This is a genomic window from Escherichia sp. E4736 (assembly GCF_005781225.1).
GTDB lineage: Bacteria > Pseudomonadota > Gammaproteobacteria > Enterobacterales > Enterobacteriaceae > Escherichia.
The window spans coordinates 17,846-37,710 of sequence record NZ_VATT01000032.1 but is presented as its reverse complement, the minus strand read 5'-3'; the positions used below and the strand labels follow the sequence as shown (position 1 = coordinate 37,710).

Here is a 19,865-nt window from a genome sequence, read left to right as displayed (position 1 = left end):
TGATTTTGTGATCCACTACAGCCCTGACCATACTGCCCTGTCAGGAGGGGCGCTGTTCTGCCCCTCCTTCTCCCTGCAGCATCAGCGATGGCTGTTATCAGAAGTCATACCGGATACCCAGTATTCCTTCCGCATCCGTCTTAAAGTAACCATCAAAACTGCTGTTCACCTTTGCCTGCACTGACAGTTTCTCCGTCAGCTTTCCGTTGATACCAAACGAAACGGTATAGTGGTCAGCCTTCTCTGCATCATAGTGACGGGCTTTCCAGTCATCACGCAGGGTCATTCCAGGCATATCATTCAGCGTGATATTCCGCCAGATACCTGCCTTCAGCGTCATATTTCCGGAGACTTTTTCTGCCTCAACCCCGGCCTTCAGCCACAGGGCGTCGCCATCATGAAGCTCCACGCTCCGCTCCCGCCCCTGCAGACGATTTCCGTCCACCTGTGCACCGTTCAGTGAAACAGTCGGTGTTATCGACATACCAAGGGAGGCTGCATGCATCTTCCACCCACCACGGATACCCGCTGTCAGGATATGACTTTTCGCCCTGCCTGACAGGTCACTCAGCTCTCCCTGAATGGTGTAGTCTTCAGACAGCGCCCGGTATCCGGCCATACCATCCACGAACAGACCACCGGCAAACGATTTGCCCGCCAGAACATGCACGCCCCACAGGCTGAAATCATCCCGGTAGTCATCTGTGCTGCTGTGCCCCCGGTAAAACTCTGCCCCCATCCCCCACCAGGCATTGCCGGCGGCAGACTGACGGAATCCCACATTCAGTCCGCTCTGGTTCAGGCTGAAGTCGTCATATCCGCCATGACTGTACCCTGTCATGGCCCATGCACCTCCGTCTGCATCACTGTTATCCACCACCTGTGTCCAGCGGTCAGCACTGTCGCTGAGAATAAACTCACGGGCGGCAAACATGGCACGCGCTTTCTTCAGAAGAGGTGTGTTATCCGCGCCCTTAAACAGCGTACTGCCATTCACCATCGTGCCCGCATTCTCTGCCGGAGAATCAGGGGAAGGAGTCACTCCGCTGCTGCTATTCCCTTCAGACACAATACCATCAGCCTCAGTGCTTCCTGTATTACCTGTATCCGGTGCAACCGGAGTGGTTGTATCTGTCACATCATCACTGACATCCGTTGATACCTGAGATTCTGTTGTTCCGGCATGACTTTTCAGTTGCCAGTAAACTCTGCCGTCTTTCTCCTGCACCTGCGTGTCAGGGGTATAAACAGTAAACCCCCTGTTCAGGCTAGCAAAGGAGAAGTACCCGTGAGAAGTTCCGACCGGTGCAGATGCCAGTGTCAGGTCATTTTTCAGTGTGACGGTCTGGTCAAAAAGGGAGGACAGGTCCAGTGTGTTATGTCCGCCCGTAGCCTTATTTAGGATATCAATCCGATCTCCCGTGTTGTCGGCTGTGCTGACACCCATGGCGATATTCATACTGCTGGCATGCAGTATGTTTACCGTCAGCGTTTTCGGCGACCAGTTGTCTGTCACAAGGGAGAGTGTCCCGCCTTTGCTTCTGAACGAATCCAGTGTGGAGCTTTTCGTCATATTCCAGTGACTTCGGCGCGACAACTCTACATGCGAGCCGGCATGACCGCTGATATCACCATTAAAGGTTGCGTTCATGATATCCAGCGTCGTCTTCCCGTTCAGGACAGCACTGCCGTTAAACACGCTACGGTCTGCATCCTTCATCACCTCTGATGTGCCTTCTTCCAGCATAAAAGCCGTACCGTTACCGTCATTTTTGTCAATAAAGACCCGGCTGTCGCCCAGTGTGACCGTCGAATCTGTTGCTTCAAGCATGGTGTTCAGCGTGGCATTGCGGCCAAGGCCAAAATCGGTGTTCTTCAGTGACAGCTTGTCAAAGGTAAAGCTCCGATTCTCCCAGTCCTCCTGACTGAATGATGTGGGCTGAGTCAGAACCGAGTGGTCTCCACTGGCAGCCAGTTTGTCTGCCACAGACTGAGTATTGTATGCATGGATAACCGGATGCCCCTGCAGCGTCAGGCGTCCATTTTCCTGGGTGAACGTACCAGACATATCCGCAGAGCCATCCATCACCAGGGCACCAGTAACGCCTTCCGGCAGGCGATTATCCACACTCAGATTGCCTTTCAGCTGTCCGTGGAACAGATACCCAGCAGCATTGAAACGGTCAGCCACCAGTTTCTGTGCATCACTCTGACTGTGGCCAACATATTCCCAGTAATCATTGCTTGTCTGGTTGGTAGGAAAATAACCATAGCTGTTCTGCTTCAGGATGAAATAATCCGTCGTTTTGGTATATGGGTTGTCGTACTTATAAAGCGAACCTGCATCGCCTCTCCGGGAATCCGACCAGGTGTTCAGTGTCACGTTGTCGGCCCGCAGAACATAATCCAGCGTCATGGTTGCCATGATATCAGCATTATTTGCCAGCACAGCACCATAGTCCGCAGCGTTAAGTTGATGAAAGGTCAGGCTGTTGCCATTAACATCCAGTGTACCTCCACGGTATCCCCAGGTGATATTATCCGGGTTTACCTGCCGGTCATCAGTCAGCACCACGGTCGGCCGGCCACTGGCAATATTGACACTGCTGAACGCTTGCACCTGCCCGTTACTGTCCGCCAGCTGATTCAGAACAACTGTTCCGTCCCCGACCTTCAGACCACCCTCATTAATACCTGTACCCTGTACCGTCAGCGTACCTTCACCAATTTTATGCAGGTTATCACCCTTCACACCGTTAACCTGCCAGTTTACGGACACCCCTTTGTCCACAATAATACCGGCACCAGTCCAGGTACTGTTGGTTGAAGTTGCAACCGTATAGTCATCCCTGAATGTCAGTGAACCAGCACCCTGATAAACACTGTTCTGCAGATCAATCTGTCCCTCCTTACCGGAAAACACCAGATTTTTACCGGCATTCAGGTCATTTCCCTGCTGCCCGTGCATGGTATATATGGTGGTTCCCTGGATCAGGGTGCCCGTTCCGGTATCGCTGTTAAAGGTCCATGTCAGCATTCCGCCGTCCGATGCACTGAACGTGATCGGGGCATCATAGTCCTCATTAAATGTTTGTTCGAGAAAATCCAGAGGAATAACGGCCCACCGGCTGTTTACCCCCTGCTCCCCGGTCCAGGTCGACAGCACCCCCACTATCACCCATTTTTTCTGCCATGAATCATAGGCGAATAAGGGAGAACCACTGTCTCCAGGTGCGCCATAGCTGGATAAAGGACCATTGACCGGGTTAAAAACATTTCCGGGACTACTTGCAATGATATGGTCAGACGAAGACGGCGCACCGACAGTCCCCCCTGTCAGATAACTGTAGGCGCCTGATATTTGAGTTACATTCCCACTTTTATCTTTGATATATTGCGTACCACTTCCTGCCCGATAAAACGCAGTGTAACGTTCTGTATTAGCGTAGGCATTTGTTTTTTGCCCTTCTTCAGTAACAGACGCAGGTATAACTTCGGTAACCAGCTTATCAAGCCTTGGCGCATGAAAATCCTGAGAGCCATGCTCATTACGATCGACAATATTGTAACGGTTCTCCCCGTCACCAAAGCTGACGTTTTTATATCCCCCGTTATGTTTCACGCTGGCGACATACTGGGGATTAATCAGCGTTGCCACGCCGGGATTAGACTTCACGTTAACGGAACTGAAATCCGGCATGGCGGCTTTATTCAGTGTACCGACAAGCTCTCCCCGTTTATTATAAATGGCAATGTCTGTGGCCCCCGGACGGAACGCGCCTTTATTTTCAGCAAAATCACGAAATATCTGATAATCAATTTCTGCACTTACTATGGAGGCACCTGCCGGACCGGAAAGCAGCAGTGGCGATAATAACAGTGCAGCGGCTTTCAGATGTTTTTTCCCGGTAACCCGGCAGGTGCATTTCCTGGCAAACTCAGATACGGCAATAAAGCCCCTGGCCACAGCGCTGTAGCGAAGAGAATAAATTCTGTTCATTTTTAATTAATCCTGAAAAAAATAAAATCAGCACTACTCAGGCATAACGGATAATCACCGTCATCCCTGCCCGCCAGACTGACTGTCCTGTCACCGGTTTACTGAAATGAAGATTAAGAACTGCACCGGAAGAAATCCCGAGTGCATATGCCCCGGAATAAAACCAGCCTTCACCCACCAGGTCCTGATAACCGCTTTCATCAGTAATCACCGGTGAGTCAGACACTCCCGGAACTCCCTGTTTCAGCTGTGTCCAGATACTTTCTGCGGACACTTCGCCTTCCGTCATCCGGGAAACGAAACTCAGCCCGTCGGCGGTACGCCACGTGCTGCTGTCGGGTACGCCGCCATTAAACACATAAGCGTCAGCACTGTTATTCCCCAGCGTCTGGGTGATTCTGGCACCAAAGCCATCCTCTTCTGCCCACGCAAGCGCCCCGAAAGCCTGAACTTCTGCTGCCAGTGTTCCTGCTGTCTGAGTGCCCCCGGCGACACTCAGTGGCAAAACAAGAACCCCCTGTCCCGGTGTGCCACTGGCCCACTGAATGTGGATTTCGCTTCCGTCACTTCCCTTCAGCTGAATAACAGGAACAATACCGGCACCGGATATTTTACTGCCCTCAAAAGCACGGGCTGATTTACCGGCAAGCAGCAGAAGGTCACGGGGCGCGCTGACCGTCAGGCGGGTTTCGTTACCGGTCAGCTCACTGATTTTGTTGCTGAACCCGGTATATCCGCCGGTTTTCCACAGCCAGGGAGGAAGTGAATCATCATAAGGCGTGATGGTACCCCCGAATTCCACAGCACCCAGAAAATCCCCACCGGACTGCCATCCGGTATCAGCAGAAACTTTTCCGCAAATTAATAAAAGAAAGAAAAATATAATAATAAGCACAACATCAGTCACAGCATTCTGGCGCATGTCCACTCCCCTCTGAGACGCCTTTACCTGTATTATTCACTCGCGGTGAAATTTCTTTTATTTTTCTGTAAACCTCACTGAAGTCATCTGATGTCTTTTATATTCACCAGAAGATTTCGCCCCTGCCTGCTGACAAAGTGAATAAACATGCCTACCTCTCAATGCAAGATATGAATAAAAGAATAAAGAAATAAGCCCCCAAAAGCCGGAATAAAAATAAAACACTGCCGGAGTCTGAAATATCAGAAATAAAATCACTTAAATGTGTTTAATTTTGTTTTTCAGGAATGGCTTACTGATTACACCGCTGGCGTTATCCATACTCACAACAAAATGTATCCACTTTTTCCGGTCTGCCGAAATAAAACCCCTGCAGATAATCCACTCCCAGAGAGCACAGACAGTTCACCTGCGCCTGTGTTTCCACACCTTCTGCCACCGTATCAATACCCAGCTTTCCTGCCAGCCCGACAACGCTTTCCACGATATGCCGGGATGTCTGTTCACTCAGAATGTCCTGTGTGAAGCTCCTGTCCATTTTTATATATCTGACCGGGAAGTGCTTCAGGTACGACAGTACGGAACATCCGGTGCCGAAATCATCCAGCGCAAATGCCACTCCGGCATCACTCAGCCGGCTCAGCATCCGTTCAGTCTGCCTGTCCATGTTAAACGGCTGCTGCTCCGTCAGCTCCAGAACCAGATGTATGCTGTCATGCCCTGCCAGCGCCAGACACATCTGAGTGAACTCACGCTCAGCCAGCAGGGCCGGCGTCACGTTCACGGCAAGCCGGAAACCACGCGGCAGCATGGCTTTAACCTCCGAAAGCCCTGCCACCGCACAGTTCAGGATTTTTTCCGTCAGAGGCAACAACAGACCGGCAGATTCCACCCGGCTAATGAAATATGCCGGCGGAATGATTTCGCTTGCAGGCATGTGCCAGCGAACCAGCAGCTCCGCACCGGACACAGTAAGGTCGGATGCAGAAACCACCGGCTGGAGATACGCTTCAAACTCCCCGTTACTGAACGCACGTCTCAGTCTCTCTGCGGATACAAAATCACTGTTCATACTGCCAGTCCTCCATTTTATGGATTTCTCTGTCCAGCCCGGTCATCAGCAGCATTCTGAAATCCCTGACGCCCACATTCTCTGCCAGCCGGGCATAATGCCAGTACAGCCCCCGTTCACTCTGTTTCAGATTCAGGGGACGGTCTCTTCCTCTCTCAGAAAGGCGTTTCAGTGCCTGTCGTTGTCCGGACGTCAGGCGGAATTTACCGGCATGCACTGCCTTTCTGTTCAGTGCCATGCAGACAGTTCTTTCCAGGTCCGACAGCGGCATGCATCCGCTGCGCACCAGGCAGATATTTCGCAATACCCTCAGCATCTCCAGCCTTTCCGGCACCAGAACCAGCATTTCACCGAACATTTCTGCCCTCAGTTCACGTATCCGGGGCAGATGACGTCCCCATCCCGCAACAGGCTCTGCACTCAGCGCTACAATAATCAGGTCCCAGCCCTCCCGGACACTGGAATACCCCAGCGGTACACGATAGACGTTGTATCCCTGTGTTGATAACAGGTGCCACAGCCCCCTCAGCTCATACCAGCAGGTTCCGGTCAGAAGGATTTTTTGTCTTACGCTTACAACATTCACCACATCAGTACCGCACAGAACATCACCCATGTCAGTACCAGGCATGCCATGCAGGCTACTGCCACACAGACACCCACCACACACCACATCGGTATCAACACTTTTCGTTTCCAGGTCATCAGAAATACACCACCACCGGCGTCAGATTCCCCTGCCAGCGTTTTACCGGCTCTTCAGCGCCGGGAAAATTCACCCGCACATCACTCAGGGAGGTCACCCAGACACCGACAATATTCTGTCTGCCATTCTCCTGTGACAACAGCGACTCTGCCCCTGAAATAAACGCATCAGGACGCGCGGTTAACCCGGCATAGTCCGGGGTCCATTCATAGCCGTTCACCTGCCATAACTGGCGTTTCACCTGTTTTTCGGCCTCCGGTGTCACCTCTCCGCTGACCACGCTCCAGCCCTGCCCCGCAGTGATATTGTCCTGCCATGCCAGCAGGTGACGAACGGTGAACGTGATTTCCCCATAACGCACCTGCCCCTGGGCGAGTTCTCCCCGGGCCGCAATACGGGGGGATGACGGTGTCACCTGAAGCAATATCACTGACGGCTGCAGCCCAGGACGGGCGGTTGTCAGTGATACGGTATGTCCGCCAAGAATATAAAAATCCTGGCCTGCCCGACTTTCACTGACCATGCCACTTTTACCCGTTGCCAGACCGGCCTGCATGGCATCAGGAGAGCTCATCCGCACAGCGCGGGGCTGCCAGTGCCAGGAAACATCAGGAACATACAGCGTGCCGCTGAATTCCGTCACGCCCACAGCCATCCCCTCCTGCCAGTGTCCCGGTGGAATAATCAGGGGTTGTGCCAGCACACTGGCTGAAGTCAGAAAAAACAGAACCGGAAACATACCAGACTTCAGACGATGAATAATATTCAGCACCGGACCGTCCTCCCGCTTACTGGTACTCAATACTTACCGGCAGTGACACCCGCCAGCGTTCAGGCATCGCGCCGTTCAGACGTAATTCACCACTGCCTGCCACAGTCTGTGCACCATACGCACCTTCAACCTGACGCAGGGAGGCATCACTGAAATGACTCACTCCCGAATAACCACTGACTGTCATTGTCTGCAGCCAGCCGGGACCTTCGCCACTGAACATCTTCTGCAGAACACCCGGAATATCAGAAGCCTTCATGGCCGTGTTTTCACCAGGCAGGCCATTCGCATTCAGGTCGTCATACACGCCGACATACACCGACTGTCCGTCCTTCACATGGCGCAATACCCCCGCAGCCTGCATTCTGAAAACAAATGTGCCAGCTTGGGCATTATTATCTCCGGCAACAGGTAGCGTCACTTCCGCCATGCCAGGTGCTGTCCAGACAAGTGAAAAATCCTCAGCGCCTTTTCCGTAACTGACCCGGGGTGAAAGCCCCTCACGTCCTGCCGGTGTGGTCAGGGTGGTTTTTCCCAGTAAAACGGTCATCGTCGGCAGTGCAACCGGAATTCCCTGCCCACCGTCACGAACATCACGGCTCTGTTTAACCTCCAGAGTTTCATTTCCCCGCCCGACTTTCCACACCCACGGGTTACGGATACTAGTTACCGTGCCTTCCAGCTTAAGCTCTCCGCTGAAATCTTCTCCCGGCGTATTCCAGGCCAGTACACAGGAAGGCAGGAGGCTGACAGCAAACAGAAACAACGTCACCTTTTTCATTTCTCGTTTCTCCTTACATCCCTGCAAACATCACTGTACCGTGATCGTCACATTCAGCCCCGCCTGCCAGCGGGCCGGTGTGCCCTCTGCCGGCAACCGCAGTTCAAAATCCGACACAGCAGAGGCATAAGCCGCAGCCAGATTCATCACACGACCGTTGGCCAGTACCCCCTGGTTGATAACCTGTCCGTTATCCACCGCATTCATGCCATTTCCAAAATTCTGATTCATCAGTAATAAGGTAGACAGACGGTTTTTCACCCCCTGTGGCAGACTTCCCGGCTGTACATCCGTCACACTCTGTCCACTGACAAGCGACATGCCAGCCGGTACGGATGCCCCGTCTTCCTGTCTACCGGCACTGACCGCCATTCCTTGATTCAGGGTAAAAGAAAGCTGCCCCGACACGTTCCCCGTCTCTGGGTCACGCACCGGGACAGAAGCGCGAAAGTGCTGTGCTGAGGTTCCACTCCCTTCCGTCACAGTAAAAGGTTGTCCGTTACTGCTGAAGGTAATAAATGGCGTGAATCCGGGCCCGCCACGTTCAGCTACCTCGTGCAGATGCCCCTCCAGAAACGACAGAGTTCCTTTATCACTCAAATTAAAAACCAATTGCCCGTTTTCTGTACGTGCATCGGCAGTATCCACTGCCCAGCTCTGATCAGGAGAATTTATCTGCCAAGTCCATTTCGGTGTCTCATCAGTGACAAAGCCATTAAACTGAATTTCGCCGCCATCAAGAATGTCTGCATATGGTGAAGCTGAATAAAACAGGGACACCGAAATAATGGCAGGAAGAATAAATTTATAGTGACATGCTATTTTCATCATTGTTTTTTCTATTTCATGCAGACAAACACTCACCGAATTAAAAAACAAAAAATTAAAACACCCAAACTACCGTCCTTTCCCCCAAAAATAAAACAGAGGAAAGGACAGGAAAGTGATTAACTATAAGTAACGGTGATAGTTACTGGAGCCACCCATTCAAGATGACCCGAAACATCCTTATTTAAATCCATAACTAAAGTACTCCCAGCAGAAATACCAGAACCATAAGAGAGATAAGATGCTTTTGTTGCAGAAGTATAGTTTGAGTGACCAAGATCATTCCAATTGTGGTAACCACTACCATCGATTGTCGTAGTTAGCCCTGGCATCAACTTCTCTACATAACTAGACATTTCAGTTGCTGAGAGCCCATTCCATTTATAGGCTATATTCATATTAGTCATGTGACCTGGCTTAACAAGCCCTTCAAATACAGTACCAGCAGAACCAGCGGCAATACTCGACACATTGCTATCAGAAACATTGTTCTCAAAAATAGTTGCAACTGCCGCACCAAATGACAAAGGAACAGAAAGGGTCCCAAGCTCGGTATCATCAATTGAGTTTTTTACTTTCACAGCAATATTCATTGCAGTGTTTGAAGTAAAATTAGGTGTGATAACACTACCATCATAAGATGCCATTTGAACCTTAGGAATAAGAGCATTCCCTATGAAAACACCTTTAAGTCCTTTATTCATCCTCGCTGCTAAAAACAGCTCATCAGTTGGAACAGAAATATTCAACTGCTGGTTGATAATTTCATCTGTAGTATTACTAAAAGACGAAAGCCCCTCTCCAGTTTTCCATAACCATTTTACAGATGGTGACGTAATTTCGCCACCAATAACAATGTCACCTGGTTGACCTTCCGTCCAACCCGAAGCCATCACTGAACCAGATACTACAGCAGAAGTTGCCATAGCCAGTGCAATCAGAGTCTTTTTCATAAGACAAATTCCTTGATATTTCATAAATAACAAACTGAAATCGATAATCCTTATTTTCTGGAATTACCGCGAAGCTATTCCCTGCAGCTTCATTTAAATAACTGCATTTCATTAAACACATTGTTTAACTCAGAATAGCTTTGCGTTAGTCCCGTATTAAAAACACGGTAAGTCCCTTTACCAATATGACCCGTTTCAGAGTCATTGGATGTACTGCCTTTTTTAGTTGAGATGAATTCTCAGTCTTCCACCTGCAGGACTATCTGCAGATTTCCCCGGTAACTGGCAGGTACTTCCAGCTCTGCCGGTGCATCCGTTCTTAACTCAACCAGCTTCTGTGCATCAGGTACGGTTATTACCACATCCTCACCCTGCTGTCTGGCACTGAGTGCCACTCTCTTTCCGTCAACTATCAGGGCCGTCCTCAGGGTGATGCGGGCTTCCCTGTTATCCGGCAGCACCTGTTTCACTGTGATATACGCCAAGCCACCGGATGCCGCTCTGGATTCTGCATTACGGATAGTCAGGCGGTCAGGAAGAGGCGTCGTGTCTCCACTCCGGTACAGCACCGGGTCTGTCGGTGTACGGGTCACCTTCACCACACTGTTACCGACCACCTGACCGTTCACCACACCCAGATACTGCGTTTTCTCGCTGTATTCAGCGGCCAGTGTAGACTGGATACTGAACGCACTTAAAACCAGGACGGCTGCCATCATTGTTTTCTTCATTTATTACCCCTCTGTTCCGTGTTCCGGAGGGCGATTATTTTTTATCTGCCTTATCAGACGGATTAACCGGCGAATCAGATGCCTTCTGCCCGGAAGACGTCGACGTTTTTTTCTGGTTAATTGTCCAAGTCTGCAGTTCACCGTAATCGTTCAGTGAAGCAACCTTAACCACATTCCCTTTTACCTGTACTTCATCCCCCGGCATGAACATCAGCAGTTTCTGCGCTGTGTCGTTATCCGTGGCAATTTTCTTTCCGTTTCCGTCCAGCAGGCTGCCAATCGCAAAAATGTATGGCGTGGTGTTCACCAGCATGCTCCTGCCATCCGGGCGACTCTGCAGGCTGATGCCCTCTTCTGCCCCCTTGCGGCCTTCAAGCAGTGCCTTCGGACGATAGAACAGTTTCAGCTTCGTGCGCAGTGCCACTGCAATACCGCTGCCCTCCAGAGCCGGCGGAATATCCTGCAGGTTCAGCCAGTACACCGACTCTTTATCCTTCGGCAGATGGTCCGAGGCCATGATGATACGTAGTGTCTGCTGACCATTCGGCTTCACCTTGAAGAAGGATGGCGTCACCACAAAGGTCGGACGGGTGTCCTTCTCCACGATATTGTCCACCCAGGCCTGACCACCAAAGGTACGTTCCTTGTCATTGTTGGTAACCGTGATGGTCAGCGCATCCTTGTCCCCGCGAAAGATATAGCGGGTCTGGTCTGCCGCCAGGGAAGCCATCGCACTCTGACAGGTCATCATCAACGCCAGAGTCATTCCCAGTGCTTTTGTCACCCGGTTAGTGAAAAACGTCGTTACTGCGTTACGCTTACTCACACGTAATCTCCTGTAGATTCTCAGTATTCTGCAGTCTGGCCGCAGGTATCCGGCACTGGCCCAGGGTGATATCACCCGGCGCATCCACCGTGTTAATCATCAGCACACCATTGTTAGCCACAAAGCCCAGCGGTGTGTTCTTACTGTCACGTGCCCAGGTTCCCCCTGGCACAAACTCACCGTCACGCTGCTTCACCTGCAGCAGGTAACGCTTAACTTTCAGGGCATCAAACGGCATCCACACCACCGCCTTGTCCGTCGGCACCACCTTCTGACTGGTGTTCGTCAGTTCGGTGCTCAGCGGGAGTGTGCCCGCATCAATCGTCACTGTGTTCCAGTCATAGCTGTTCAGTGGTACCACCAGGTTGCCGTCGCTGTCAGTCTGTCCGTCACCGGACGTCACCTTCACTCCGGGTGTATCCTTCACGTTCACCACGGCCACGGTATCCCCGGTCGTGCGGCTGAACATAATGTCTTTCGCCGCCGGGACTGCCAGTACCGAACCACTGACCGATACAGAACCGCTGGTTCCCCCGGATTGTGAATTGTTCAGGGCACCACTCAGATAAGCCCGGTCACCACTGTACGACGCATTCAGATAACTACTCACACCACCACCACTATCACGCCCACCGCCCAGGCCATAGCTGAAACGGTCATTCAGCGAGCCGGACACGCCAGTGCTGAAGCCTGTGCCACCGTCTTTACTCGTACTCACCGACGTACTGCTGCTGTAGCGACGGTCAAACAGTGTGAACGGTACCGACATTGACGCCGATGCAGACCAGTTGTTTTCTCCCCGGGTGTTCCGTGAACCGGACCAGCCCAGGTTAAGACTGACGCCCTTAATCTGTGTGCTCAGGGTGCCGGTAATACCTGTGTCCTTACCGTTGTCATCGCTGTACCGGTAACTCCCGGTCATGGATGCAGGGTAATAGCTCCGCTGCCAGCCGGACACCGACAGACTGAACAGTCCACCCACCGGCTGACTGACACCGGCATTCCATTCATCCTTCGTCCGGCGACCATGATTTGACTGCGACCACAGCTCTGTCGGGTCAAAGGAGGACATGTCCTCATATTCCTCACTCTGCCGTGACCAGCTCACCCGCAGCCCGGTGCTCGTCATCTCCAGTTGTTTACTCCAGGATAACTGCACCTTATTCCCGCTGTGGCTACCGTCGCGATATTTCGCCGTGGCATAAGCACCGTCCGCAGAGACCGCCCCCAGGTAACCCAGGTCCAGAACCGCCCCGGCACTAGCCCCCTGCCAGTTCTGGTTAAACACACCACCGGCGCGCAGCGTCACTCCGTCCAGACCGTAACCGTATGAGGCCGCAAACACCGCACCGTCCATATCGCTGTCATCATCCGGCATTCCGGCCGCGATACTGAACTCGTGTTGCCCCGGACTTAACTGCCCGGCCATCACGGACAACGGGAAGTTCTGTACATATTCACGCCCGTCTTCACCAGTCACCTTCATGGTCACATCGCCACTGGTGTACAACGATACATCCGTGATGGAAAACGGCCCCGCCGGCACCATCTCTGAATACAGTAACCGTCCGTTCTGCGTCAGCGTTACCCTTGACGGTCCGTTCGCAATACCGCTGAACACCGGGGTATACCCCAGATTGCCCGGCTTCATGCTGTTGTTCCGGCTCAGCGACACTCCGTACGTTCCCGTGCTGCCCAGTAGACTGTCCCCGGTGGATGTTTTCCCGACCGCAAGGTCCGCACTCAGTGCGCGGATGGCACGAGTAGCCGTAAACATGTTTATCGTGGCGGAGTTATCCCCGCTGTCCCCCGAGCTGGCTGTGGCAGAAGAGCTCACCACCCAGCGCCCGATATTGGCTTTCAGGTCCGTAGAGCCAAAAACCGAGGTGTTATTACGACCGGTGTTGGCGTTCGCGTTATAGTTCACGCGAAATGCACTGGTTCCGTAATCCCAGTCCACGTTCTCCGGCATCTTCACCAGACCTTTCTGGGGAATGGACAGCGCCAGACTCTGGGTCGAAACATCAAAATCCACGTTCACTGACGGGGCTTTTGTCAATACATAGCACTGTCGTATGGCGTCATAGCCCTCACGAAAGTAATCTGCACTGACATAGATCCCGGCTTTCGTCAGCCATTCTTCCGTCAGACACAGAGCCTCACTGTCCTGCGGCGTCACATCCAGTATCTGCTTCCCGACATCCTTCCCGTTCAGAGAGACGTCAAGCAGATAACGTCCCGGTGCATAATTACCATTCAGGGCAGCCCAGACCTCTGGGTTGACACCAGCGCCTCCCTGGATAAAAGACATATCCAGTTTTTCACCGGCACCTGCGATACCGCTGTTCAGTGCAGCGGCTATCGCAATCGCCAGAACTGACCGACAATACAGAAGGGGCTGTGATAAGGTCTGTCCCAGTTTCATTATCACTCCTCCACTGTTATTGATACGTCACCACAAACGTCAGTGCTCCCGTGTATTCCCCCGCCTTCACGTTCGCCGGAAATATCGGCTGCGCCCGGAAACGAAACTGCCCCCTGGCAGCAAAATCCACCGGGTAATTCACCGAATGGTTTGTTAGTGTCAGGCGAGCGCGGTAGTCCGCCTGTGCATCCACAGCCCGAACATCAATGCGTATTCCGTCTCCGGCCCCTCGGGTAACCACTCCCGCTGTATCCAGTTGACCCGGGTTACCAAAATCCAAGGTGGCGATCTGCCCAGCCAGAAAAGCCGAGCAGCCCTGCACCGTGGCCCCAGACTCATACAAACGCACAGTAAACTCGCGCGGTGGAACAGAAGCCTGTAATGATTTACGGTATGTATCAAACGTAAGGTGACTACTATTACCGGTTTCGTCTGCATCGACCTCCACATGACAGGCCGAAGCAACAACATCAGCATTAAATATTATTTTTTGGACACGGTTTGCATGGGCACAAGACACGCAGAGTGCAGCTACAGTTAAGAAGCAAAATATTTTATTCACGACTTGGCACCCTCATACCTAATGCAATTTAACCAAACATTGTCATCCGGAATGGGCGGCATTCTAAGAATTTTACAAGCCGGTCGTTAGCTAATTGTGCACACAAGAAGATTAGTGCACAATTAGCTAATAAAGGAGGGGTTGTCATATTAAAATACTGACTAATAAAAATATAATCTTCACAAGAGCGGATATAAAACATGCTAAAAACACTTACAGTAAATGCCATAACGCAATATATTGAGGATAATCTAGAAGTCATGTCGATTGATATAAACACGCTCATTGATTATTCAGGATATAGCAGAAGATATTTACAGATATTGTTCAAAAACAACATTGGCATGCCGGTAGGAAAATATATTCAACTGCGCAGAATCACACGAGCCGCGGTATTGTTGAGGCTTACCAATCTTAATATCGCACATATTTCAGGAAAATTACACTACGATTCTCAACAAACTTTCACAAGAGAATTTAAGAAAAACAGTGGATATACCCCATTACAATACAGAAAATATAAATTATGGTCTTTTAAAAATATGCTTGGCCCAAGAAAAGTAAATATGAACATTCCTACACCCACTCTTCGACACTTAGAAAAAAAACGTTTTTTTGGGAAGAAAATATATTACACAGAAATAATTCCAACAATCGATCCTATCGCCCAGAGAAAATGGAGCACTATTGATTCACTTTTATCTAAATCAAACAACCAAATTTATATATCACATAAACATGAATCAGATAAAGTGGATAGCAAACACATGTTTTTCAACGCTATTATTTGGGATGATTCAGAAAGTAATACGTCAAGTGAAACTCTAAGTGAAGGTTCCTATGCGTATTTTTCATTTACAGGCACCAAGAGTGATTACAGAAAATTCATTTATAATATATATATGAACACATTACCGTTCTATGGTTTACAAAAAAAAGATTCATATGATCTTGAAATAATAAAAAAATCAGAATTTGACATGTATCACTTTGAATATTTTCTACCTCTGCAATGAGATTAATATTTTTATATATCTGCGCACTTATTTTATTGTGGGGTTACTTTATATATTAATAACAATTATATACCAGAGTGTAAATGAATATACCAGTATAGGCATTCATCACTTCCGTTAATACGTGATATGACGCAAAGATAAAATATGCCTATACTTATCTTCCTTAGGGAGAAATGTATGCGGAATTTGTCTGTTATACTTTCTTATACAATAACCGCCCCTTAATCTCTTAACAAAATATAATTATTTATTACCACAACAACGCAAAGATATTGCCATATTGAACTTTTCGATTTGACACGTAAACAGATTCCGTTCTTACTATAAAACTACGGTCGGAATATTGGTACTACAGAAGAATGCAGGGATCGAGTAGGCAGCCTGACGGCTGCGGCTTGTCATGGTCTGAAATTACCGTTATAAAAACAGTAAATTTCATTGCCTTTCAGGTTGTTATATGGCCCGTTCAGCTAAACCTTGCAAACGAAAATCGTCTCCACAGAGAAGTAAACTTCCTTGCCGGTATCAGCACCGGAGGCATGTACTGCCCGGAATGTGGTACGGTTCACTGGCCGGACGAAGTCACCCCGCCCTTCTGATGCTTCCCCGTTTTTCCGATATCTTTCAGCAGGATAACAGCTTGCTTAACTGGCTGGAGAAGCAGCCGGAAGGTTCAGTGCGTCCGGTGGTGATTGAGTCAGTGACAAAAATCATGGCCTGCGGGACCACGCTGATGGGGTACACGCAATGGTGCTGTTCGTCACCGGACTGTTGCCACACAAAAAAGGTCTGCTTCCGGTGTAAAATCCGCTCCTGCCCGCACTGTGGGGTGAAGGCTGGCACCCGGTGGATACAGTATCTGCTGAGTCTGGTTTCGGGCTGCCCGTGGCAGCATATTGTGTTCACACTTCCGTGCCAGTACTGGTCTCTGGTGTTCCACAACCGGCGGTTACTGGCAGAGATGAGTCGTATCGCAGCCGACATGATACAGGAAATCAGCTGCCAGGCAGAGGTGGAGTCAGGGATATTCGCGGTAATCCACACATGGGGACGTGACCAGCAGTGGCATTCGCACATTCACCTGTCGACAACAGCCGGAGGAGTGACATCAGGCCATACCTGGAAAAATCTTCATTTTTACGCCCGTAAGCTGATGAGTATGTGGCGTTACCGGATAACGCGGTTACTGTCACGGAAATACCCTGACCTGGTGATACCGGATGAGTTGGCAGCGGAATGAAACAGTAAACGGGACTGGTGTCAACGCCACGATGTTTGACCGTTATTTGCCATTTTCATGCCCGCTAAATACTTTCGTTACTGATGCTGTCCGCTTTTCACCATTTCATCATCACTGATTGGCGTTGTGTTTTTGGTCAGCACTCCTGCTTTACGTTTCTCTTTTAACCGGTAACTCTCTCCTTTGATATTCAGCGTGGTTGAGTGATGTAGCAGCCGATCCAGTATCGCTGTTGCCAGCACGTGATCTCCGAACATTTCTCCCCAGTCTGCGAACCCTTTGTTTGACGTCAGTATGATGCTCGCTTTTTCATATCGACGGTTCAGTAGCCGGAAGAACAGGCTGGCTTCCTCTCTGTTCATCGGCAGATAGCCTATTTCATCCAGGATCAACACCCGGGCATAACTCAGTTGCTGTAGCTGACGCTCCAGCCGGTTTTCCTGTTTCGCTTTCATCAGTGTCGCGATCAGTCTGTCCAGTGGCATAAACAGTACCCGATGTCCCGCATCCACCGCTTTCACGCCAAGAGCTATGGCCAGATGCGTTTTTCCGACACCAGGAGGTCCAAGCAGGATCACGTTTTCGCTGCGCTCCACGAACGCCAGACCAGCCAGTTCCCGGACAACCCTACGGTCGATGCCCGGCTGGAAGGTAAAGTCGAACTGCTCCAGCGTTTTGACCCACGGCAGACGAGCCTGCTTCAGCCTGGACTCCATACCGCGCTGATGCCTGCCGTTCCATTCCTGCTGTAGCGCCATGCACAGGAACTCCCGGTAGTTCAGCTCTTTTTTAGCTGCCTGTTCCAGCAGGCTTTCAACGTGATAACTCAGATGCTCCATTTTCAGGCGACTCAACAGGACTTCCAGCTCATGCATAACAACAGCTCCTCATAGGCACTCAGTGGTCGATGTTCCACCTGACTGACCTGCTGCCAGAGCGGGGCGTGATGCTCCGGCACTGTCTGCCAGCCAGACGATGCCGAACAGAGGCGATGTGAGGCCACCAGTTTCTCATTACTGTAGATCCGCAACTCGTCATCCAGTGATATTCGTATCGATACCGGCTGACCACACAGCGCTTCGGGAACGCTGTAACGATTACCACCAACCTCGATATAGCTGTCCCAGGACACATGGCGGATGTCGAAGTAACTGGTATCGAAGTCCGTATCCGGTAACGGCTGCAGATGTTCCTGCTCCAGCGCGAAGCGCTGTTCCGGCGTTTCTTTGAACTGGCGAAGTTCCCGTTTGTCAGCCACATCGGCTATCCATTGCTCCAGTTGTTGATTGACATGAGTGAAGCTGTCGAACCTGCGGTACCGGACGAAGAAGTTCTCCTTGAGGCATTTCACCATCCGCTCAATCTTACCTTTTGTTCTGGCCCTGCGTGGACGGCATGCCCGTGGCAGGAAGTTATAGTGGTAGGCCAGCAACAGGAATCCGGAATTGAACACGACTTTCCCGTTGTTATTCTTCAGCACCGCAGCCTTCTGGTTATCAACCAGCACCGTTTTCACACAACCACCGAAGTAGCGGAAGGCGCGAACCAGTGATTCGTAGGTATGCTCAGCATCCTGTTTTGGTGCAGCGAAGACATGGAAGCGGCGGGAGAACCCCAGCGTATTAACCGCAAAGTTAACTTTGCACCGTTGCCCGGCAACCTCCACCTCAACTTCGCCCCAGTCGTGCTGGAGCAGGTATCCAGGCTGAGTTTCGAAGCGAACTGTTCTTTTTGACGGACACATTTTACGTTTGGGCTGGATGTAGTAACGCAGCATGGAACGTCCGCCCGTATAGCCCATTGCCTTAATCTCCGCGAAGATAACCTCGCTATTCCAGACATTCTCTGCCAGGCGCATGTCGATGTAATCCATAAACGGTTTCAGCTTAACCATTTTGTGGCGGGTCTTTCTGGCTGGCGGTTCAGGGTATTTGAGGTAGCGTCTGACCGTCCGTTCAGAGCAACCAATCTGAGTCGCAATATCGACAATGTACGCGCCCTGCTGGCGCATTTGCTTTATCATGTAAAAGTCCTCTCTGCTCAGCATGTTGATGTCCTTTCTGGTGTGAGAACCTTAAGGAAACAACATGTTGGGTGGAGCGGACAATCCAAATGGCGAATTACCGTCTTATATCACTGGCGCTGACAATATCAATACGGTTCTGGCGAGCCGCTTACGGCCCGCCCGCCTTTTTGCATCACATTCAGCGTGTGGCTTCCCGCGGTTGCCAGGACTTCCGGCAGTTCAAAGAGCTTACCGTGTGCCTCTTCCAGCCGGCGATTCTGTGCAGCACGCACCACAAAGCGCTGCCCGTGGCTGACTTTATAATGCAGGTAATGCCAGAGATCCGCTTCCCGGTCACAGACAGTGATTACCCGTTTCTGTATCTCCCCCAGCCGTTCGGCCATGCGCTCCGAAGCCTGCTGCCAGCGGTAACTTTCTTTTTCTTCATAGGGACGTTCTTTTCGCTGGTGCTTAACACCGTAGGTGTCCGTGGCCCTACTCCAGCGCTGCTGTTCGATAAGACCGACTGGCAGGGTGCTGTCGGGGGCGTACATCAGGACAGAGTGAACCAGCAGCCCGCGCGTCTTCGGGTTAGTGATGGTATTCCCCAGGTCATCAAATGCCGTACCGTGACTGAAGTTAATTGTGGTGGTGTCTTCCAGCGCGAGGAGCAGCGGATGTGCCTCACATGCCCTTGCAGTGGCGGTAAATCCGGCTTCGGCAATGGCTTCCGGGGACACAGACGGGTTACGTATCAGGCGGTACGCACCTTCAACCTGAGCAGTGGACTGGGATGATTTCACAATAGAAAGACCTGCATGCTGAGCGAGAGAAGAGGCCTGTGACACAAGGCGTCGTGTACGACGCGGATCACCGAGACAGGCATGTCCAAACTGCTCGTTAGCCCATGAATAACAATCAGAAAGCACCATAACACCCCCGAAAAAAATGAAATATAAGATAAGATCAGCGGGTGGGGATTTGTGTATAAGAGGCAAGTCTTTAGGCGGGGGAGGAAAGTAT

At 50.9% G+C, this 19,865-nt stretch carries 16 protein-coding genes and 2 pseudogenes; 2 read left to right on the top strand and 16 right to left on the bottom strand.

What is annotated here, in order from left to right; genetic code table 11:
• Positions 1–97 precede the first annotated feature (97 nt).
• From FEK46_RS18425 to FEK46_RS18370, 13 genes are all read right to left on the bottom strand, one after another.
• The gene (locus tag FEK46_RS18425) at positions 98–4,000 is read right to left on the bottom strand and encodes a S6 family peptidase (protein ID WP_138194785.1); all 3,903 of its coding nucleotides are present in this window, start codon (positions 3,998–4,000) and stop codon (positions 98–100) included.
• A gap of 37 nt (positions 4,001–4,037) precedes the next feature.
• Complete coding sequence (locus FEK46_RS18420) at positions 4,038–4,922, bottom strand: fimbrial (RefSeq protein WP_138194783.1); 885 nt, start codon at positions 4,920–4,922, stop codon at positions 4,038–4,040.
• A 313-nt stretch (positions 4,923–5,235) separates the two neighbouring features.
• Positions 5,236–5,994, bottom strand: a complete 759-nt coding sequence (locus FEK46_RS18415; protein WP_138194781.1) for an EAL domain-containing protein — start codon at positions 5,992–5,994, stop codon at positions 5,236–5,238.
• Positions 5,984–6,610: a hypothetical protein gene (locus FEK46_RS18410; protein ID WP_240731132.1), complete on the bottom strand. Its 627-nt coding sequence runs from the start codon at positions 6,608–6,610 to the stop codon at positions 5,984–5,986. The genes FEK46_RS18415 and FEK46_RS18410 overlap by 11 nt, the downstream gene beginning before the upstream one ends.
• Positions 6,577–6,699, bottom strand: a complete 123-nt coding sequence (locus FEK46_RS23950) for a hypothetical protein (protein ID WP_276608987.1) — start codon at positions 6,697–6,699, stop codon at positions 6,577–6,579. Before FEK46_RS23950 ends, FEK46_RS18410 begins: the two co-directional genes overlap by 34 nt.
• Positions 6,699–7,472 (bottom strand): F4 (K88) fimbria accessory protein FaeJ, encoded by a 774-nt coding sequence (gene faeJ, locus FEK46_RS18405; RefSeq protein WP_138194778.1) that lies wholly within the window; start codon positions 7,470–7,472, stop codon positions 6,699–6,701. The genes FEK46_RS23950 and faeJ overlap by 1 nt, the downstream gene beginning before the upstream one ends.
• A gap of 16 nt (positions 7,473–7,488) precedes the next feature.
• Positions 7,489–8,253, bottom strand: coding sequence for a F4 (K88) fimbria minor subunit FaeI (gene faeI, locus FEK46_RS18400; protein ID WP_138194776.1), 765 nt, complete (start codon positions 8,251–8,253; stop codon positions 7,489–7,491).
• A 30-nt stretch (positions 8,254–8,283) separates the two neighbouring features.
• A complete protein-coding gene (gene faeH, locus FEK46_RS18395; protein WP_138194791.1) occupies positions 8,284–9,081 on the bottom strand; it encodes a F4 (K88) fimbria minor subunit FaeH in 798 nt (265 codons plus the stop codon).
• 119 nt (positions 9,082–9,200) lie between these two features.
• Positions 9,201–10,034, bottom strand: coding sequence for a F41 fimbrial protein (locus FEK46_RS18390; RefSeq protein WP_138194774.1), 834 nt, complete (start codon positions 10,032–10,034; stop codon positions 9,201–9,203).
• A gap of 239 nt (positions 10,035–10,273) precedes the next feature.
• Complete coding sequence (faeF, locus tag FEK46_RS18385) at positions 10,274–10,765, bottom strand: F4 (K88) fimbria minor subunit FaeF (protein WP_138194772.1); 492 nt, start codon at positions 10,763–10,765, stop codon at positions 10,274–10,276.
• Between the two features lie 34 nt (positions 10,766–10,799).
• Complete coding sequence (gene faeE / locus FEK46_RS18380) at positions 10,800–11,591, bottom strand: F4 (K88) fimbrial chaperone FaeE (RefSeq protein ID WP_138194770.1); 792 nt, start codon at positions 11,589–11,591, stop codon at positions 10,800–10,802.
• Positions 11,584–14,016, bottom strand: coding sequence for a F4 (K88) fimbrial usher FaeD (gene faeD / locus FEK46_RS18375; protein WP_138194768.1), 2,433 nt, complete (start codon positions 14,014–14,016; stop codon positions 11,584–11,586). The genes faeE and faeD overlap by 8 nt, the downstream gene beginning before the upstream one ends.
• 16 nt (positions 14,017–14,032) lie before the next feature.
• Complete coding sequence (locus FEK46_RS18370; protein WP_138194789.1) at positions 14,033–14,569, bottom strand: fimbrial protein; 537 nt, start codon at positions 14,567–14,569, stop codon at positions 14,033–14,035.
• Between the two features lie 209 nt (positions 14,570–14,778).
• On the opposite strand from FEK46_RS18370, the gene FEK46_RS18365 reads away from it, so the two are divergent.
• On the top strand, positions 14,779–15,594 hold the full coding sequence (locus FEK46_RS18365; RefSeq protein ID WP_138194766.1) for a helix-turn-helix domain-containing protein: 816 nt from the start codon (positions 14,779–14,781) through the stop codon (positions 15,592–15,594).
• Between the two features lie 601 nt (positions 15,595–16,195).
• A pseudogene (locus FEK46_RS18355) lies at positions 16,196–16,834 on the top strand (transposase zinc-binding domain-containing protein); the annotation flags it as partial.
• An 80-nt stretch (positions 16,835–16,914) separates the two neighbouring features.
• Here the strand turns inward: FEK46_RS18355 and istB are convergent.
• From istB to FEK46_RS18340, 3 genes and pseudogenes are all read right to left on the bottom strand, one after another.
• Positions 16,915–17,712: an IS21-like element IS21 family helper ATPase IstB gene (gene istB / locus FEK46_RS18350; RefSeq protein ID WP_138194764.1), complete on the bottom strand. Its 798-nt coding sequence runs from the start codon at positions 17,710–17,712 to the stop codon at positions 16,915–16,917.
• Positions 17,688–18,884, bottom strand: a complete 1,197-nt coding sequence (gene istA, locus FEK46_RS18345) for an IS21-like element IS21 family transposase (protein WP_138194762.1) — start codon at positions 18,882–18,884, stop codon at positions 17,688–17,690. Before istA ends, istB begins: the two co-directional genes overlap by 25 nt.
• A 131-nt stretch (positions 18,885–19,015) precedes the next feature.
• Positions 19,016–19,774: pseudogene (locus FEK46_RS18340) on the bottom strand (IS4 family transposase); the annotation flags it as partial.
• Positions 19,775–19,865 lie beyond the last annotated feature (91 nt).